The organism is Microcoleus sp. Pol14D4 (assembly GCF_036701245.1).
Lineage (GTDB): Bacteria > Cyanobacteriota > Cyanobacteriia > Cyanobacteriales > Microcoleaceae > Microcoleus.
In genome coordinates, this window is sequence record NZ_JAUBQM010000101.1 from 1 (window position 1) to 19,406 (window position 19,406).

Here is a 19,406-nt window from a genome sequence, read left to right on the forward strand (position 1 = left end):
TTTACTCAGAATGGCTGCAATTGGTCACAACAGCCTTATTTAAGTATTTGTACTTATTGCAAAAGTGACACGCTCCCCACGCCACACGCCACACGCCACGTCAGAATCTCCCAACGTTTAAGGACAGGTTCAGCAATCACGATCTCATTTTCTCTTGCCTCCATGACGAGCAAATAATCTCCCTGGTTAAATCTGTTATTGTAAACTCTTGCTTGTTCTTCTGGCACCAACCATCCTTGAAGTGCGCCATATACACCGCCAGCAGTTGCAGCAATCCCACTTCCAAAGAAAGTTGCTAAAATGCTTTCCACCGCTACTGCCTGACCAATACCGGGAATTAGCAGGCTGCTGAGTCCAACAATTAAGGCTAGTGAACCTAGTCGCATGCTGCCTAAGATCGCGCCTACTTGTGCGCCTGCTGCTCTTGTGATTAAAATTTGCTGCACGCCCAGAGAGTCCAACTCATTCTTGTCAGAAGGTTTAGCAATCACTGAAATCTTGTGCATGGGGAAGCCCCTGCTTTTTAGTTCAACTAGCGCCTGCTTTGCGTTTCGATGATTGGTAAATAGGCCGCTAGCACGTTTGAGGTTTTGGTAATTCATGAGAAATATTTAATCAACGCTACAAAGTTGGTAAATAGTGTGTAAAATCGCTTGCAAAAACCGCATCATAAAAACCACTTAGTTCAGAGGTGCAAAACGCTTTAGCAAAGCTGACAAAGGAATCATTGGCAGTCCGAATCCGATACAAATTAAGCCTTGGATTGCGGTCAAAGCTTGAGTGTCGAATAACTGATTCATAATGCCCCATTGGCTAAACAGGAATTGGAGAATGAAAATAGCCCCAATGCCGATCGCCACCGCATAGCCAACTGATTCATCTTTACCGCGCAGTTTGGCGGCGATCGCCGGAACGAAGCGACTGATGCTTAACAGGTAAAAAGCTTCGGCCGCCACCAATGCTTGAATTGCCATCGTCCGGGCTAGAGCTTCATTGCCTGTGGTTTGGACGATCCATTCAAACATCCCAAAGATCGCAATCCAGTTAAATACCGAAACTGTCAGAATCCGAGCCGTCAGCCTGCGAGACAGAAGCGGTTCATTGGCAGGTCGAGGCGGCTGTTGCATGACATCGGGAGAGGGCGGCTCAAATGCCAACGGTAAGCTCAACGCAACTGAACTGACCATATTCAGCCAGAGAATTTGTACTGGCAAAATGGGTAGCGGGGTTGCCAAAAGTACGGCAATCAAGATGGTCATGGACTCTCCACCATTCACGGGCAGGATGAAGGCGATCGCCCGCAGCAGATTCTTATAAACCGTGCGCCCTTCCTCAACTGCTTTCTCGATCGAAGCAAAGTTGTCATCCGTCAGAATCATATCTGCGGCTTCTTTTGTGACTTCAGTGCCCGTGATGCCCATCGCTACCCCAATATCAGCTTGCTTCAGGGCGGGAGCATCGTTAACTCCATCTCCAGTCATCGCCACAATCTCGCCCTTAGACTGAAGTGCTTCGACAATGCGGAGCTTTTGTTCTGGCGCTACACGAGCAAATACGCAGCATTGTTCGACAGTATTGGCTAATTGCTGCTGATTCATTTGAGCGAGTTCTTGACCCGTAAAAACGGGAGCCTCTTGGGTTTGATTTAGTCCCATTTGGTGCGCGATCGCTGCTGCTGTTTTGGCGTGATCGCCCGTAATCATCTTGACCTGAATTCCCGCAGACCGACAGGCTTGAATCGCTTGAATGGCTTCGGGGCGGGGCGGGTCGATCATGCCTTGCAGACCCAGAAAAGTTAACCCTTGCTCAATATCAGAATGCTCAATTGAAGATTGAGAAGCGGGTACAACTTTCTTGGCAAGTGCCAGAACTCGCAACCCTTTTTTTGCCATTCTGTCCGCGGCTTGCTCGATCGGCGCGGGGTTGAGGGATCTCGCATCTCCCTCTTCATCGAGCATCTGGCGACACCGCTTGAGAATTGCCTCGATCGAACCCTTGACATAAATCAACCGTTCTGGACGATCGTCATGTAAGGTTGCCATGTATTGAAACTGAGATTCAAACGGAAGTGTATCGATCCGGGAAAGCGCTTCCTCCAGTTTCTCAGCAATTAACCCCGCTTTTTGGGCTACCGCAACCAGGGCCCCTTCCGTTGGACTACCGACTACAGTCCAGTTTCCATCTTGCACGTCTAGATAAGAATCGTTGCACAAAAGTCCTGCTTGCAGGCATTCATATAAGGCAGGTGCGTTCGCTAGGTCAACGGAGCGTCCATTTACAGAAATTTCCCCATCTGGTGCATATCCTCCACCGCTAACCCGATATCGCTTTCCACCGGCATCAATCTCCTGAACAGTCATTTGATTCTCCGTCAAGGTTCCGGTTTTGTCGGAACAAATCACGGTGGTGCTGCCGAGTGTCTCAATTGCCGGAAGTTTGCGAATAATGGCGTGCTGCTTTGCCATGCGGGAAACCCCGATCGCCAGTGTCACCGTTAAAATCGCGGGTAAGCCTTCAGGAATTGCGCTGACTGCAAGCGCTACAGATGCCTTGAACACCTCAACCCAAGAAAATCTCTGGGCAATGCCTGCAGCAAAGGTGAAGGCAGCCAAACCTAAAATGACATAGAGCAAGGTTTTGCTAAATTTGTCTATTTTGCGACTCAGTGGGGTTTCCAGTGCGGTACTTTGCTGCATGAGTTGGGAGATGTGTCCGGTCTCGGTCATGTCACCAATGTTGACGACGAGTCCGCGTCCCTGTCCAAACGTTACCAGGCTTCCGGTATACGCCATGTTCGTGCGATCGGCCAGTGCAGCATCTGCCTCTAGCGCCTGGGATTGCTTCTGGACCGGGACAGATTCTCCCGTTAATGCTGACTCATCGACCTGTAAGTCACGGACTTCGATCAGCCGCAGATCCGCAGACACTTTATCCCCTGAAGACAGCAAGACGAGATCGCCAGGAACCAGTTCGCTGGATGAAACCACTTGCTTTTGACCGTTGCGGAGAATGGTTGCCTCAGTTGCAACAGATTTTGCTAAAGCGGCGATCGCATTTTCTGCCTTTGACTCTTGAACGAAACCAATGGTGGCGTTCGTCAGAGCAACCCCAAAAATTACCCCTGAATCAATCCACTCTTTCAGAAATGCTGTCACTATGCCAGAGGCTAACAAAATGTAGATTAGCGGCTGATTCAGTTGCTGAAAAAATCGCAACCAGACACTTTGCTGCTTCTGAGCCGTTAGTTGATTGGGACCGAGGATCTCGCGGCGTTGGGCTGACACGTCGGAAGATAGACCTATTTCCAGGTCAGTCTCTAAAAGCCGAGCCACTTTCTCGACAGAGAGGTGATGCCAAGAGTGTTCTACTAATTTTTCTACATTAGTTGCAGTCATAAAGTTTCTTGTCAAGCCAAGTGCTTCTCTGTTGTTTCGTCTTGTTTCTAGCGTCATTGATGAATGTGAGCAAAAAGTGATGGACTGATTTGTGTTACTCACATTTGGATCACATTTGATTCCTATACTTAGGAACAGAACTGATTGAGATAGCTTATGGACTTGCAAACCTTACTTCACTAGATTTGATTTATGGTTGCCTTTTATTAAGAGTGTTGTCAAAAGCATTACTTTTGATAGATGAACTATCGTACATTCACGCGTTAAGTTGAAATGCTCAAAGACTTCATCCTGAGTTTTATCAGCAAAATTGCGTTTCACAACAAACAAAACAGACAAAGAGTATGCAATTATTAAAGCTATTTGCAAAAGGAATCAGCGTCAGCACTGTTGCAATTTTGGGTTTAGGTGCTTGCAACCCGCCCAATACTTCACAGACAACAGTTCCATCTACTTCTGCTCCCACAACTGCCACTGGAAATACGACTGCTCCAACCGCTTCTGCGCCTGCAACCACGACCGCACAGACGCCTCAGAATCAAGACATTGACGATATTGCCGATCGCGTAGAAGACGCTTTAGACTCGGATGCCACCCTCAAGCCATTCGATTTGGACGCAGACGATCGGGATAATTCGATTGTGTTAACAGGGCGCGTTCAAACGGCAGAACAAAAAGCATTGGCAGAACAAATTGCTCGGCAAGTTGCAGCAAATGTTACCATCAATAACGAAATCGTCACTCAGTAGTTCTTAATCCTCAAGTGGCAAGAGTATTTGGCGCTTTTTTTTGCTGCTTGAGGAATTGCTCGATCGCAGCCAGGAAACCTATGACTTAGCCAACCTTATTTAACTGGATGCGATCGCAATATTGAAACAATAAACTTATTCAACGATCTCGTAACGGACTAACTGGCGAACATTTTGACGCGATAACTGGAGTTCTTGCGCGATCGCTGTCTCTATCTGAGTTGCATCAGTCATTGGCAATTCTAATTCCAATCGCTTCAAAATGGGTTCTGCTGTTTCTACCGCAACCAGGGTTGTTCCTTGTTTTCGGTTAATCACCGCGTTGATCAGCAATATATTGACAGAAACCGTTGCTTTAAGCTGGGTATCTGCCTGAAGTTTATTCTTTGCGATCTGGGGTTGTTGTAATTCTTGAGCCATTAGGAAACTCGAACCAAGCCAAAACGCGATCGCCACAAACGGCAATGGCACCCAAAACTCTGCGCCTGATGCTTTTAACCAACGTCTAATCATCAGCTATTCTTTCCCATTCGTTTTGAGGCTCCTACTATACTTTTTGCACTTTAATACAACTTGCTCTATCCTAAAATCTAGCTTAAAGAAGATGCGCGAATCGCCTCAAACTCTAATGCTGAAAACTGCAAGCTGTGAAGGAAGCGAGCCGAGATATGAGAGTTTTGCTGGTGGAAGATGACCCAAAGCAACTGATGCCGCTGCAAACGGTACTAGCTCAAGCAGGACATAGCGTAGATGGGGTAAAAGATGGAGAGACGGCACAGTGGCTGTTATCAGAAAAAGATTATGATTTGTTGATTTTGGACTGGATGTTGCCACATATCAGTGGGGTAAATCTCTGTCGTCAATATCGAGCCGCAGGGAAAACAGCGCCGATTTTGATGATCACCGCAAGAGACACTACCCCTGAAAAAGTGACCGGGTTAGACGCAGGTGCAGATGATTACCTGGTGAAACCGATCGATTTGGTTGAATTCATGGCACGAGTCCGGGCATTAAGACGGCGATCGCCCCTTTGGCAAGGAGATACGCTCAGCCTTGAGGATCTGCACCTCCACCTCGATACTCTTACTGTTGAGCGACAAGGTGCAACCGTTTCCCTCTCCAGTCGCGAGTTTCAGTTGTTGGAGTATTTTATGCGTCATCCTCGACAGGTTTTGAGTCGGAATCAGATTGAACAAGCGGTGTGGGAATGGGGGACTCAACCAGAGAGCAATGCGATCACCGTTCTAGTTCGCAAACTCCGCCAACGTTTGCAGGCTGTAGGATCTGCAGACTGGATTGAGAGCATTTACGGTATGGGTTATCGCCTTACTTCCCCTCAACAGTAACGATCGTAAAGGCAAGCCGTGTTCAATCAAAGTCGTCGCAATCTGGCTCGTTGGTTCACCCTCTCAATGGGAAGCATTCTCGTGCTGTTTGCGGGGGTGATTTACCGGATTGAGGTAAAAGATAAATTGGAGGCACTCGATCGACTCCTCTATGACAAAACTAGAGTCATGGCTGCCAGCGTGCATTATGAAGTTCGCAAAAACCAGAACCAGGTCGATCTGAGTCATGTCCCTTTGTTAGGCAGTGGGTCTCATCCCCTTGCAGAAGATCTGATTTATGTGCGCTGGTTTAACGCCCAAAGGCGGCTCGTTCGTTTTTTTGGGACTCCTTCTTCAGAGCAGTTAAATACGCCCTTTGGTTATCTCACAGTTCGATCGACCGATCCACTTTTGGGAAAAGGAATCTGGCTGCGTCAGGTGACATTACCCGTTGAAGGTAGAACTGGTGTACTCGGTTATCTTCAGGTTGCAACTCCCCTGACAGAAACTCAAAACAGGCTCACTGAGCTTCAGATTGTGCTAACTTTCGCTGTCCCGATCGCACTGGGCTTAATTGCCCTCACAGGTTGGTTTCTCAGCGGGCTGGCCATGCAACCGATTCGGCAAGCCTATCAACAGCTTCAGCGCTTTACAGCCGATGCCTCTCACGAGTTGCGATCGCCCCTGTCTGCCATTCTCACTAATGCCCAGCTTGGGTTGCTCATCGCGGCTGATGATTCGCGTTACCATCCTCCCTTAGAAAACATTGTAGATAGCGCAAAATCAATGGGAGCGCTGGTGAATAATTTACTGCTGTTGGCTCGTCATCAAGGGCGACTTGCGCCGGAATCGCTCAAGTTAATCAATCTCAACGAGTTGCTGAGCAATTTAGCAACCCAGTTTGTCGCACTTGCAGAACCCCAAAATATCAAACTGACCTGCGAATTACCGGCACAACCGATTGAATTATTGGCTGACCCCGATTTGCTACGGCAAGTGGTCGAAAACTTGCTTTACAATGCCTGTAAATATACTCCCGTTGGCGGAACTGTAAAGATACGCCTAGTTCTTCATTCCAATTTGGCAGTCATTCAGATAATCGATACGGGAATCGGTATTTCAGAAGCGGACTTACCCTATATTTTCGATCGCTTCTATCGGGTGGATACTGAGCGATCGCTCGATAGTGGTGGATTTGGACTAGGGTTAGCGATCGTCCAACAGATTGTCCAGGCTCATGGTGGAAAAATTTATGTGACGAGTGAAGTGGGCAAAGGCTCAACGTTTCAGATTGAACTGCCGCTCAAACCTTATCACTAAGCCGCCTCAAACGAGAGAGAAGGTGTACTCTGCTTTAGACAGAACTGCAATGTATGTGGTGTATTTGGATGAAGGCCGATGAAGCTGAAACATGATTTCTGGGTTGGTTGGGCGATCGCCGCGATCGTCATTACCTCTTGTTCTGAGCAAACTAGCTCACAAAGGCAACAACCTGATACAAAACGTGAAACCTCACTGAGATCTGTCACCTTAGATAAAACAAAGGTTGTGATGGGACAAACCGTATATGTCCCTATTTACTCGCATATTTATCACTACAATAGCCAGGATGAGGTGATGGAGTTGTCAGCCACGCTCAGTATTCGCAATACGGATCTGACAAATTCGATTATTATCACTTCTGTGCGTTACTACGATACCGATGGGAAATTGATTAGGCAGGATATTAAGAGTCCTGTAGAACTCAAGCCGCTTGCTTCCACACACTTTTTTATTGCAGCAAATGATACAAGTGGAGGCTCAGGTGCCAACTTTATTGTGGAGTGGGTTGCAGAAAAAACGGTTTATGAGCCTGTCATTGAAGCTGTCATGATCAGTACCTCTTTTTCTCAGGGCATTTCATTTGTTAGTCCCGCTAAAGTTCTCAAGCAACACAAAATGCCAAAATGATTTTAGAGAATTAAATTCTTGCTTTACAAGGTAGTTTTAGACTACCATAAGAGGATCATCTCATATTTGTAATAACACTTCTTCTGGCTTCTTCCTTCTGACTCTTTTCTCCTGGCTCTTGACTCATAACTCCTATTTCTAGCTCTGCTGCTTTCATTGAGATACTCGCATTTTTAATTTTTAACTTTGTACATCACTATAATTAGTGCAGAATAAAACGATAGCATTACTGTGCATGACTACCCAACTTTTTTCTGTTAAGATTAGAGAGTTTGAGGGTGAATACTAAAAATATAAATGAGGACTTAGGGTATGCAAAAGCGACAATTGGGGACATCGGAAATTCAGATCACCCCGATAATTATGGGGACTTGGCAAGCTGGGAAGCGGATGTGGGTGGGAATTGAGGATGCTGAAACTGTCAAAGCAATGCGCGCCGCTTTTGAGGCCGGTATTACCACCTTTGATACGGCTGAGGTTTACGGAGAAGGCCATTCGGAACAAATTATCGGTCAAGCACTTTCAGATGTGCGATCGCAAGTAGTTTATGCTAGCAAAGTTGCCCCCAACCACCTGAAACCGGATTTGGTAATCGAAGCCTGCGATCGATCGCTAAAAAACCTCAACACCGATTATATCGACCTTTACCAAATCCACTGGCCCGCTGGCAGTTGGAATTCCGAGTTAGTGCCAATTGCAGAAACAATGGACGCCCTGAACAAGTTAAAAGAACAGGGAAAAATTCGGGCGATCGGCGTTTCCAACTTCTCCCGCGCCCAAATAGAAGAAGCCGCCCAATACGGACGCATCGACAGCCTGCAACCGCCATATTCTCTGTTTTGGCGCTGGGTAGAAAAAGATGCTATGTCCTATTGTGTGGACAATCATATCTCCATCATTGCCTATTCATCTCTAGCTCAAGGAATATTGACAGGTAAATTCGGGCCAGAACACAAGTTTGAAGAAGGCGACCACCGCGCTAAAAATAAGCTGTTCATCAAAGAAAATTACGACCGAGTGCAAACAGCATTAAATCAACTCAGGCCAATTGCCGATCGCCACCAGACAAGCTTAGGAAATTTAGCTTTAGCTTGGTTGATTTCCCAGCCGCAAACAAATGCAATTGTCGGGGCGCGCGACGGCGAACAAGCAGCCGAAAATGCGAAAGCTGCTGAGGTAAAATTGAGTGAAGAGGAATTAAAAGAAATTGACGCGATCGGGCGAACAGTCACCGATCATTTAGACGACAACCCCGTTATGTGGAATTTCTAAAATAGAACTGACACAACTGGCATATATAGTAAGGTGCGTCAGAACCTACATCCTAGATAATCATCCTATAAATTCGTCTGACGCACCCTACAAGTCGATGGGATTGTGACTTGTGCAAGAGGTATAATATTTACTGCGCTGTGGAAATATTCAAAAAGTTAAAATCCAAAATCTAAAATCCGAAATCTAAAATCGAATGAGTTACTGTCTAAATCCTAACTGTTCCAAACCACAAAATCCCCCCGCAGTCAAATTATGCAAAAATTGCCGGTCGAAACTGCTGCTGCGCGATCGCTACCGGGCGATAAAGGCGATCGGACAAGGCGGTTTTGGCAGAACCTTTCTCGCCGTTGACGAAGACAAACCCTCAAAACCTCGCTGCGTCATCAAACAATTTTTACCCGCAGAAATCCAACTCATCCCATCAGCAAGCAATCGCAACAGCAAAAAAGCAGCCGAACTTTTTGAACAAGAAGCAATGCGATTAGACGAATTGGGCAAACACCCTCAAATTCCCGAACTATTAGCTTATTCCATCCAAGACAGCAGACAATATGTAGTCCAAGAATTTATCGACGGGCAAAATTTAGCACAAATTGTAGAAACAGAAGGCACATTTACAGAAAATCAAATTCAAGACTTACTCAATAGCTTATTACCCGTCCTTCACTTCATCCATTCCCACAACGTTATTCACCGAGACATCAAACCCGGAAACATCATCCGCCGCGCCGACAAACAATTAGTTTTAGTAGACTTTGGCGCTGCCAAAATTGCCACAGGTACAGCATTACTCAAAACAGGAACCAGCATCGGCAGCCCCGAATACATCGCCCCCGAACAAGCCAGAGGCAAAGCATTTTTTGCCAGCGATTTGTACAGTTTAGGCGTAACTTGTTTGTATTTGCTAACTCAAGTTTCCCCATTTGACCTGTTCGATCCTGGTGAAGATGCCTGGATATGGCGGCAGTATTTGGCCAACAACCCGGTGAGTGAAGAACTCAGTAAAATTTTAGACAAAATGATTGCAAATGCTACCAACCGCCGCTATCAAACGGCTGTTGAAGTATTAAAAGAAATTAATCCCCAAGTTGCGATCGATCTAGCAATTCCTCAAACAAATTCCAAGTTAGTTAAACCAGGAAAAACTCCCGCCCAGCCCCAACAGCAAACTTATAACTGGCAATGTCTTCACACCCTAACAGGTCACAAAAACTTAATTTACTCTGTGGCTTTCAGCCCCAACGGAGAAGTTGTAGCCAGCGGCAGCGATGACAAAACAATCAAGCTGTGGGGAGTTGAAGACGGGCAAGAAATTGTCACCCTCACAGGACACGCTAACTCGGTTTATACAGTAGCTTTCAGCCCGGACGGACAGATGCTAGCCAGCAGCAGCCACGACAAAACTGTCAAACTTTGGCGTATGAAGGATGGACAAGAAATCCGCACCCTGATCGGTCACAGTAACTCAGTTTACGGCGCAGCTTTCAGTCCCGATGGCGAAATTATTGCTAGCAGCAGTTGGGACAGAACAATCAAGATTTGGCGAGTCAAAGACGGGCAAGAAATTCGCACGCTTGCGGGTCACAATAATTTAGTTTATTTTGTTGCTTTTAGCCCTGATGGAGAAACTCTTGCTAGTTGCAGTTGGGACAGAACAGTCAAAATTTGGCGAGTTAAAGATGGGAAGCTAATTCGCACACTTACAGGTCATACAGACTCCGTTCGCTGCATAGCTTTTAGTCCCAATGGAGAGTTTTTGGCTAGCGGCAGCCATGACAATACTATTAAAATTTGGTGGGTCAAAGATTGGCAAGAAGTTTTAACTATCACAGGACATTCTTGGTATGTTGATTCTATTGCTTTTAGTCCCGATGGCGAGATTGTGGCTAGTAGCAGCAATCAAACTCTCAAGATTTGGCGAGTGAAAGACGGTCAAGAAATTTGTAATATTGCTGGTCATACTAACTCGGTCTATTCTGTTAATTTTAGCCCGGAAGGAGAGTTTTTGGCTAGCGGCAGCAGTGACAAAACTATTAAGATTTGGCAGAATATGATGTTTGTTTAATTGCCGATAATTAAAGTGGTAAATCATGATAAAGATTGTAACCAAAAGATTTCTGCTGCGTGACTTTGTAGATGCCGATCGATCGCCATTCTTGGACTATCAAGCCGATCCGCGCAACCTGACATTTTACGAACCCGATCGGTCTAGTCCCGACCGTGCCGCACGTCTATTCGAGATGTTTCAGGCATGGGCTGGCGATCGCCCTCGACTCAATTACCAACTGGCGATCGTACAACGACAGGAACCTTACGCCCTTGTCGGTTGCTGTGGACTGCGGGGAAGGTTGTCTGAAACTGGCGAGATGGAATTTGGTCTTGAACTGGCACCAGCCTATTGGGGGCGATATGCCTACGCGATCGAGGTGGGGCGTGCGCTGCTCGACTTTGGGTTCGCGGAACTCGATCTGAAGGCGATCTCCGGGTCTACCGTGAGTGCAAATACCCGGATCGCTCGGTTGGCCGAGTGGATAGGAGCAGAGGTGGTTGCTACCCGCCCAGGGTCGTCATGGATGTCCGATCGCGGTTGGAGCGAGGTCGATTGGCGGATTGCACGGGCGCAATGGGAGCATCGTACTCTGCGGCACGGCCAATAATATAGCCTTTCTCAGATAGATCGGGTACAAGTTTAGATTTTAGATTTTAGATTTTAGATTTTAGATTGGGGGATTGGGGAATTGTTAATTAATTCGTGAATACCTCATTTTTCCGAGAACCGCTATATATGTTTGTTTTGTGAAGGCTTTATGAATGAGACAGCAGCCAATCAAATCCGTCAGCAGGTGGAAGCTGTGTACCGATCCGAGTCGCGTCGCGTTTTAGCCACACTAATCCGCTTGCTCGGTGACTTCGATCGCGCCCAAGAGGCGATGCACGAAGCCTTCGCTGCGGCTGTAGCGCAATGGCCCCGCGACGGCATTCCCGCTAACCCGCGATCGTGGCTTGTATCTACGGGTCGCTTTAAAGCGATCGACACCATTCGCCGTCGCGCCCGCTTTGATACGCACTTGGCAGAACTCGCTCAACAACTCGATCCGAGTGACGCCACAATCCAGGATGAGGAGGACGTTGAGGACGATCGCCTGCGCTTGATTTTCACTTGCTGTCATCCGGCCCTGTCGCCAGAAGCTCAGGTGGCGTTGACGCTGCGGGAAGTCTGCGGACTCAGTACCGAGGAAATTGCCAGCGCCTTCCTGATTGCTCCCCCCACGTTGGCGCAGCGGATCGTGCGGGCCAAGGCGAAGATCCGATCCGCAGGCATTCCTTATCAAGTGCCGTCGAAAACCGATTTGCCCGATCGATTGGACACGGTGCTTCAAACGATCTATCTGGTGTTTAACGAAGGGTACGCGGCCTCATCTGGCAGATCGCTGACGCGGGCAGATCTCGCTGACGAAGCGATCCGTTTGGGACGGCTGGTAATGGAACTTTTGCCAGACTCCGAGGTAATTGGACTCCTGGCGCTGATGCTGCTGCAAGAATCGCGGCGCACCGCACGCACTTCCTCCACAGGCGACCTCATCCTTCTAGAAGACCAAGATCGATCGCTCTGGAATCAAGCACAAATTTCTGAAGGCACGTTACTGGTGCAGCAATCGCTATCATCAGGACGGTTTGGTTCGTACACGCTTCAGGCTGCGATATCAGCCGTGCATTCAGAGGCCCAGAGTCCTGCAGCAACGGACTGGGCGCAGATTGTGGGCTTATACGACCTGCTCGTGCAATTAGAGCCGTCGCCCGTTGTTGCCTTAAATCGGGCGGTGGCAGTGGCAATGCGCGATGGCCCCTTAGCGGGACTGCAATCGATCGACGAAATATTAGCGCGTGGCGATTTGGCAGACTACCATCTGGCACACTCCGCGCGAGCGGATTTGTGTCGCCGGCTCGGCAGAACGGCTGATGCTAGAGAATCCTACCAAAAGGCGCTGGCGATCGTGAAACAGGAACCAGAGCGTCGTTTTCTCGAAAAACGCCTTCGCGAGTTAGCCTGAAAAAATTTTTTGCTTTGCTGTCGATTTGCAGCCTCGCCGAACGACTACTAATATCAAATCCGTTGACATCGGAATTATTATCTCTCTCTTCTCTTTCTCTGTGTCCTCTGTGTCCTCTGTGGTTTAATCATTCCGATCTAACCGGAATTGATATAAATGAAGGCGACTATCTCAGATCGAATTTTGGAGTAACGATGAAATACATATTGCTGATTTACAGCGACGAAAATGCCTGGACTGAAAGCGAGCTGCAGCAATGCTACGCAAAGTCTTTACAGCTAACTCAAGAACTGCAAGCGAACGGTCAATATTTGGGTGCTTCGCCCCTACACTCGATCGCCACAGCAACCAGTATTCGAGTGCGTGACGGCAAAAAACTTGTCACCGATGGGCCGTTTGCGGAGACGCGCGAACAACTCGGCGGCTACTTTCTGATCGATGCCCAGGATCTTGACGAAGCGATCGCGATCGCAGCACGCCTACCAAGCGCCAGTAAAGGTACGGTGGAAATTCGCCCTATCGTGGAACTGTCGGGCTTGCCATCAGACCAGTAGTTGCTGTCAATACCGCTCAACGCAGGCTTCCACATCCGCACTGACAAACTTTTCCAGAAAAAATGTTCAACTTGTCGATCGGGCGCACCTCTATTCGACTAGATGGTAGAGCAAGGGTTAGCAGTTTTCAATCTGCGCCCGGAAAACCAATCGACATCAATAAGGAGAGACCACGATGACTGTGACAACCGAAACCACCAAAACACAAGACGAAGCCCAGATTCGCCAAATTATCGCAGATACGGCCAGTGCCATCTGCGCCAAAGACCTCGATCGCATCATGGCGCACTACGCCCAAGATGTGATTATTTTCGATGCCATACCGCCGTTCCAAACCAAAGGTGCAGATGAATTTCGACGGACGTGGGAGGCTTGCCTGCCTTGCTTCCCGGACTCCTTCGGGATTGAGATGCGAGACCTCAGCCTCACCGTGACCGGTGATTTGGCGATCGCGCACTGGCTTTTTCACTTCACAGGGATGCCAAAAGATCACCCTGGGGCGCAGATGTGGATGCGAATGACCTCTGCGTGCCAGCGGAAGCAGGGCAGATGGCAGATTGTGCACGAGCATTGCTCTGTCCCCTTCGATCCAGAAACGTCTCAAGCCGTTTTTACCACCGCACCTTAGCCCAGCTCAACAACCACAAAAAAAAGGATATTTCACGATGAAAGTCATGGTTCTAATCAAAGCTACCGAAGACTCAGAGGCAGGCGTCATGCCCAGCGAACAGCTTCTGACGGAAATGGGGCAGTACAACGAAGCATTGGTCAAGGCGGGAATTATGCTCGCTGGCGAAGGGCTACATCCCAGCTCAAAAGGAGCGCGGGTGACGTTTTCAGGCACAAATCGGAGCGTGATTGACGGGCCGTTCACAGAGACAAAAGAGCTGATTGCCGGATTCTGGATCTGGCAAGTGCAGTCGATGGACGAAGCCATCGCCTGGGTCAAACGCTGCCCCAACCCGATGCCAGGAGAATCCGCGATCGAAATTCGCCCGATCTTTAGTGCAGAGGACTTCGGCGAATCCTTGACGCCCGAACTCAGGGAACAGGAAGAACGCATTCGGGCGGGGGCAGAACAACTCAAGGGTTCTTGAGGGCATAAATACTGCCTAACTTTTCGTCCGGCAGCCACATCATTTCCCGTGAATGGATTGCTCGATCGACTATTAACCAAAGGAGTACATGATGCAATCGAATACTTATCTCTTTTTTGACGGTGAATGCGAAGCTGCATTTAAATTCTACGAACAGTGTTTAGGTGGCAAAATCGACGGGATGATGACCTATGGGGATGCGCCGATGTCTGAGGAAATTCCCTCCGAACAGCGCGATCGAATCATGCACGCCAACTTAACTGTTGGTGGAATGGTATTGATGGGTTCTGACACTCTACCCGATGACTTTAAAAAACCACAGGGATTCTCTGTGAATCTTCAATTTGACGATCTGGTCGAAGCGGAGCGGATCTTTCAAAAATTGGCAGAAAACGGAACGGTAAAGATGCCATTCCAAGAGACCTTCTGGTCTACCCGTTTTGGAATGCTTGTCGATCGATTTGGCACACCGTGGATGATTAATGTCCAGCCAGCTACCTAACCCTTTCAAGTTTGCTCACAGGCCTTACCCTTCTATTCAAACATTAGCGAAAAATCGTTAATTTTTCACCTTGCGATCGAAGTTAAAAAGGAGAAAACATGGCTACTAAAATTTTCGTGAATTTACCCGTCAAAAATCTCGATCGGTCTGTAGAATTTTTTACTAAACTTGGATTCAGTTTTAACGCCCAGTTTACTGACGAAACTGCCACTTGTATGGTTGTGAGCGAAGACATCTTCGTCATGCTCTTGACAGAAGCCAAGTTCAAGGAATTTACACCCAACCCAATTTGCGATGCCACCAAAAGTACAGAAGTGCTGGTGTGCTTGTCTTCCGAGAGCCGAGAAGAAGTTGATAAAATGATTGGCAAGGCAGTTGCTGCTGGCGGAACGACCTACAATGAACCGAAAGACTACGGATTTATGTATGGTCATGGCTTTCAGGATTTAGATGGTCACATTTGGGAAACTATATTCATGGAACCCAGCGCAGTCAATCAAGGTTAGGCATTTTCTATCTGCTTCCTGAAAACAATACAAAGCTCTTCTCAATGAGTCCAAGTTAGCGATCGCATTGAGAAGAGCGATCGAATATCCACAAAGACCGCATAAACCATGAATTAATCATCTAAACCAGTTGGCTACAACTGCGTTTCGCCGTATTTCGTTGTCGATGGTGTACCAGAAACATGGCATTTCTCATCTGAGTATTGCCAGCGATCGAACTGAGGCGGTTCCCCAATAATCGCGAAAGCAGATCGACTCTGAAGTCCGCATCAACGATAGGGTAGTGATGATTGCTGAGGTCGGCGATGGCTGACCATCCTTTTTTAAACAGAAGTACGATCGGCCTTTTTAAACCTCTTCAACAACTCCGGCGTCACCAAACCTTGCGGAAAAAATATCGTCCCCAAAACAATCAGCAACCCAAAAATAATTAAACGTCCATCCCGCAGAAATTGCGCCAACCAAATCGGCAATCCCTGAATAGTCGCCATCCCCCTCAAAACCTCCGGCAAAGCAGTAAACACCATCCCACCCAAAACTGCTCCCAGAAAACTCCTACTACCACCAATCAACACAGAAGTCAAGTAAATAATACTAGCATCGAAAGTACCTTGACGGGCGTTCCAAGTATTCAAAAAATGGGCACTAACAGCACCCACAACCCCAGCTAAAACAGCACCTAACGTGAAAGCCAGAACCTTATAAAAAGTTGGGTTAATGCCGATCGCATCAGCCGCCAACTCATCAGCGCGGATCGCCGCAAAAGCCCGCCCCACCCGAATCCGTTCCAGCCGATACACAATCGCCATACTTACCAACAGTAAAGGTAGTACAATCCACAAATACTCGATCGGCGTCGCAAACGGTTGCGGAATCCCAAAAATGCCCACAGCCCCGCCAGTGATGTCCAGATTCAGCGATAAAACCCGCAAAATTTCCACAAAAGCAATAGTTGCGATCGCCAAATAAATCCCACTCAACCGCAGCGCCGGAATTCCCACCAAAATCCCCAGCAACCCCGAAACAACCCCTGCAATTATCATCTCCACCAACAGCAATGGCAGAGGAAACAAACCCCCTGTTGGCTTAAACACCGTCGTCGATAAAATCGCCGAAATATACCCACCCAACGCATAAAAACCAGGGCTAGCCAGAGATAACTGTCCAGTCATTAGAGGCAAATATAGCGACATTCCCAACATTGCACCTACTAACATCGAGACAATCAGAAACCCATAAGTAGTAAAAAATGCAGCCATAACTTTATCTTAAATTATAAACATACTTAAATACCCGCTTGATATCAAATCCAGTCGCATCCCAATTATTCATTTCTCTCTTCTCTTTCTCTGCCTCCTCTGCGGTTTAATCATTCCGATGTAACCGGATTTGATCTAACTAACTTACACCTTCTGAATCAAACGCCGTCCAAACAAACCCTGCGGTCTAACCAATAGCATAATAAACAATATAGCAAAAGCAACAGCATCCTTATAAGCCGAAAAATCACCAGGCACAAAAGCCTCCACCAAACCAATTATAAAACCTCCCAAAACTGCCCCAGGAATACTCCCCAACCCACCAAGTACAATCACTGCCAAACCTTTCAAACCAAAAGCAATACCAAAATACGGCCCAGCAATACTTACACTAGAACCCACCAAACTCCCCGCCAAACCCGCCAGAAAACTGCTCACAAAAAACGTCAACACAATGTACCTATCAGTATCAATACCCAATAGACTAGAAGTAGTAGCATCTTCAGCCACAGCCTGCATTGCTTTACCAAATTTAGTAAAATTTATTAAGTAAGTTAAGACAGCTACAATCGCAACTGATACCACAAAAATTACTATTTGAACAGTCCGAATCGGAATAGGTTTATCCGCTGTACCGAAGTTAATGGCAGGCGGTAAATAGCCGTAAGTGTTAGCAGGAAAAGTGTAAATTTCCGCACCGACAAGATATTGGATGATATTGGCGATCGCAACAGCCACACCCAAACTAGAAACCACAGTCAGCAGAGAATCAGAATGTCGTCTGCGCAAAGGCAAAAAAGCCACTCTTTCAACAATTACTCCCACCAAACCAGCCATGACACTTGCCAAAATTAACGCCACAGCAAAAGGCAAATCCACGGGAATTCGAGCGTTAGCCCACAACCCATTAAAACCGAAAGCACCTCCCATCAGCGCATAGGTGAAATAAGCACCCAACGTAAATACTGCACCGTGAGCAAAATTAATAATTCCCAGAATAGAAAAGACCAGCGTGTATCCCAGGGCAAAAATAGCATACACGCTGCCGATCGACAAACCATTCAAAAATTGTTGCAAAAACAGAGTTAAGTCCATCACCCGTTAAAAATTGACCATCAAAGCCAAATAATTCAAAAACAAATACGCCACGATTTTTCCCTCTTTCCTCTTACTTATTCGGTTTTCTTGACATCCGTTAACTCCGTTAACTCGGTCTAGGCAATCCGTTATCGAACGTTCCTCTCCCATCATTTCAAAAACTCAAACTTACCATTATTGCCATCCGCCTCCATCTTAATCCGTGCCACATAAAACTCTTTCTGATTAATCTCCCCTTCAGGCGTAAAAGAAATTTCCCCCAAAGGAGTATCGTACTTTCCACCCAACAACTGCTGATTCAAATTTGTACGCAATTTTGCCAAAGGCTTTTCGCTAACCTTCGACTTAGCATTAATTGCCTTTAATGACTCAACAAAAACTTGTACGCCAGTAAAAGCTTGAGCGCTAAATTGAGGCGGTTCTTTCTTAAATTGAGCGCGATAAGCATCGCGAAAAGCCTTATTAACTTCATTTTCATATTCAGGGCTGTAGGCTTGGGCAATCAAAACCCCCTCGCAAAGAGCCTTGCAAACCGCAAACACATTAGAAGTATTCAGACCGTTGCCCCCAATGATAACGCCTTTGTACCCCAACTCCCGCAACTGCTTAATTAAATTGCCTCCATCAGCAGCCAACCCGGAAATAATTATCAGATCGGGCTTGACATTTATCGCATTAGTGGCTTGAGATTGAAAATCTGTATCAGTAGTCAAGAATTTTTGAACTGTTGCCAATTCCAATCCCATATCTTTAACCGTTGTCTGAAAAGTTTCAGTCTCAGATTTGCTAAAAGCATCATTCTGAGCAAAAAACACGGCTACTTTCTTAATATTGGGATTTTGCTTCAGTGCAGCTTTCACCGCATTAGGTGCTACTACGGCGACAGGCGCGGAGACTCTGGCAACATAATCGCCAATCTGGGGAATGCCTTTAGCGGTGTTGGATGGTCCGAGTACGGGAATTTTTGCGCGATCGGCGATCGGATCGGCACTAAAAGCTTGTTGCGACAGAGTTGGGCCCACAATACCCACCACCTTATCCTGATTGATCAGAGTATTGAAGGCATTGATCGTCCCTTGTTCGTCTCCACCGGTATCTTGGAACACCAGTTTAATAGGCGTCCCATCCACACCCCCCTTATCGTTGAAATACTTCTCAGCAATTTTCGCCCCAGCCACCTGTTCCTGACCCAGTAAAGCCACATTGCTAGTTTGGGCCACGCCAACACCTATAGATATAGTGTTGGAACTACTCCCAGGTGAACCCTCTGGCGAAGCACCGGGAGATGGGGAAGTCGCCGGAGATACTGTAGTAGAGGTTTGGGGAGTGTTCGTCTGACTGCAAGCCAGCAGCAGTGAAGCGCAGGTAATGAATAAGCCACTAGGGCGGGCTGTAGGTTTTTTCATGAGCAGGCGATCGAACATCTATATATAGAACATCTACACGTAGAGATATTCTACCCATGGGCGGTAGATACTCCCCCCAAAAGTCCCATCTTGCCCAAAAAAAGACCCCATAGTTAAAAGAGGAGTCAGCCAGCGGAGGCAGGTTCGGGAATAAACAGCCAAAACCCTTGGTGCGTATAGGTTCAAAACAAAGTCAAAAATATTTTCGCAAAACGCTTGACAACTCTGGGGAGAGTTG

At 47.2% G+C, this 19,406-nt stretch carries 20 protein-coding genes; 13 read left to right on the top strand and 7 right to left on the bottom strand.

The window, feature by feature from the left end; genetic code table 11:
• Positions 1–53: 53 nt before the first annotated feature.
• Both QUA33_RS24990 and QUA33_RS24995 read right to left on the bottom strand, forming a co-directional pair.
• A complete protein-coding gene (locus QUA33_RS24990) occupies positions 54–602 on the bottom strand; it encodes a hypothetical protein (RefSeq protein WP_333152077.1) in 549 nt (182 codons plus the stop codon).
• A gap of 78 nt (positions 603–680) precedes the next feature.
• Positions 681–3,395 carry a cation-transporting P-type ATPase gene (locus QUA33_RS24995; RefSeq protein ID WP_333152078.1) on the bottom strand — a complete coding sequence of 905 codons (2,715 nt, stop codon included), beginning with the start codon at positions 3,393–3,395 and terminating at the stop codon, positions 681–683.
• A gap of 344 nt (positions 3,396–3,739) precedes the next feature.
• On the opposite strand from QUA33_RS24995, the gene QUA33_RS25000 reads away from it, so the two are divergent.
• Positions 3,740–4,144, top strand: a complete 405-nt coding sequence (locus QUA33_RS25000) for a BON domain-containing protein (RefSeq protein ID WP_333152080.1) — start codon at positions 3,740–3,742, stop codon at positions 4,142–4,144.
• A gap of 135 nt (positions 4,145–4,279) precedes the next feature.
• Here QUA33_RS25000 and QUA33_RS25005 read toward each other — a convergent pair whose 3' ends face one another.
• Positions 4,280–4,657, bottom strand: coding sequence for a hypothetical protein (locus QUA33_RS25005; RefSeq protein WP_333152082.1), 378 nt, complete (start codon positions 4,655–4,657; stop codon positions 4,280–4,282).
• Positions 4,658–4,812: 155 nt separating this feature from the next.
• Between QUA33_RS25005 and rppA the strand changes: the two genes are divergently transcribed.
• The 12 genes from rppA to QUA33_RS25065 all read left to right on the top strand — a co-directional run bounded on the left by rppA (position 4,813) and on the right by QUA33_RS25065 (position 15,405).
• Positions 4,813–5,490, top strand: coding sequence for a two-component system response regulator RppA (rppA, locus tag QUA33_RS25010; RefSeq protein WP_333152109.1), 678 nt, complete (start codon positions 4,813–4,815; stop codon positions 5,488–5,490).
• Between the two features lie 18 nt (positions 5,491–5,508).
• Entirely contained in the window at positions 5,509–6,789 is a 1,281-nt protein-coding gene (locus QUA33_RS25015) for a HAMP domain-containing sensor histidine kinase (protein WP_333152084.1), read from the top strand.
• A 78-nt stretch (positions 6,790–6,867) separates the two neighbouring features.
• Positions 6,868–7,419 carry a DUF3124 domain-containing protein gene (locus tag QUA33_RS25020; RefSeq protein ID WP_333152085.1) on the top strand — a complete coding sequence of 184 codons (552 nt, stop codon included), beginning with the start codon at positions 6,868–6,870 and terminating at the stop codon, positions 7,417–7,419.
• 312 nt (positions 7,420–7,731) lie between these two features.
• A complete protein-coding gene (locus QUA33_RS25025) occupies positions 7,732–8,691 on the top strand; it encodes an aldo/keto reductase (RefSeq protein WP_333152087.1) in 960 nt (319 codons plus the stop codon).
• Positions 8,692–8,887: 196 nt separating this feature from the next.
• Positions 8,888–10,759 (top strand): serine/threonine-protein kinase, encoded by a 1,872-nt coding sequence (locus QUA33_RS25030; RefSeq protein ID WP_333152089.1) that lies wholly within the window; start codon positions 8,888–8,890, stop codon positions 10,757–10,759.
• Between the two features lie 25 nt (positions 10,760–10,784).
• Positions 10,785–11,351 (top strand): GNAT family N-acetyltransferase, encoded by a 567-nt coding sequence (locus QUA33_RS25035; protein WP_333152091.1) that lies wholly within the window; start codon positions 10,785–10,787, stop codon positions 11,349–11,351.
• A 150-nt stretch (positions 11,352–11,501) separates the two neighbouring features.
• Complete coding sequence (locus QUA33_RS25040) at positions 11,502–12,746, top strand: RNA polymerase sigma factor (protein ID WP_333152093.1); 1,245 nt, start codon at positions 11,502–11,504, stop codon at positions 12,744–12,746.
• A gap of 194 nt (positions 12,747–12,940) precedes the next feature.
• Complete coding sequence (locus QUA33_RS25045) at positions 12,941–13,300, top strand: YciI family protein (protein ID WP_172189497.1); 360 nt, start codon at positions 12,941–12,943, stop codon at positions 13,298–13,300.
• Positions 13,301–13,475: 175 nt separating this feature from the next.
• On the top strand, positions 13,476–13,928 hold the full coding sequence (locus QUA33_RS25050) for a nuclear transport factor 2 family protein (protein WP_333152096.1): 453 nt from the start codon (positions 13,476–13,478) through the stop codon (positions 13,926–13,928).
• 46 nt (positions 13,929–13,974) lie between these two features.
• The gene (locus QUA33_RS25055) at positions 13,975–14,397 is read left to right on the top strand and encodes a YciI family protein (protein ID WP_333152097.1); all 423 of its coding nucleotides are present in this window, start codon (positions 13,975–13,977) and stop codon (positions 14,395–14,397) included.
• 88 nt (positions 14,398–14,485) lie between these two features.
• A complete protein-coding gene (locus tag QUA33_RS25060) occupies positions 14,486–14,899 on the top strand; it encodes a VOC family protein (protein WP_333152099.1) in 414 nt (137 codons plus the stop codon).
• A 98-nt stretch (positions 14,900–14,997) separates the two neighbouring features.
• Positions 14,998–15,405 carry a VOC family protein gene (locus tag QUA33_RS25065; RefSeq protein ID WP_333152101.1) on the top strand — a complete coding sequence of 136 codons (408 nt, stop codon included), beginning with the start codon at positions 14,998–15,000 and terminating at the stop codon, positions 15,403–15,405.
• Between the two features lie 323 nt (positions 15,406–15,728).
• On the opposite strand, the gene QUA33_RS25070 is transcribed toward QUA33_RS25065, so the two are convergent.
• The 4 genes from QUA33_RS25070 to QUA33_RS25085 form a co-directional block, all read right to left on the bottom strand.
• Positions 15,729–16,664, bottom strand: coding sequence for a branched-chain amino acid ABC transporter permease (locus tag QUA33_RS25070; protein WP_333152103.1), 936 nt, complete (start codon positions 16,662–16,664; stop codon positions 15,729–15,731).
• Between the two features lie 144 nt (positions 16,665–16,808).
• Positions 16,809–17,759, bottom strand: coding sequence for a branched-chain amino acid ABC transporter permease (locus QUA33_RS25075; RefSeq protein WP_333152111.1), 951 nt, complete (start codon positions 17,757–17,759; stop codon positions 16,809–16,811).
• A gap of 152 nt (positions 17,760–17,911) precedes the next feature.
• Positions 17,912–19,168, bottom strand: coding sequence for an ABC transporter substrate-binding protein (locus tag QUA33_RS25080; protein WP_333152105.1), 1,257 nt, complete (start codon positions 19,166–19,168; stop codon positions 17,912–17,914).
• A gap of 33 nt (positions 19,169–19,201) precedes the next feature.
• Positions 19,202–19,406: hypothetical protein (locus QUA33_RS25085; protein ID WP_333152107.1), on the bottom strand; the 205-nt coding region annotated here is incomplete at its 5' end.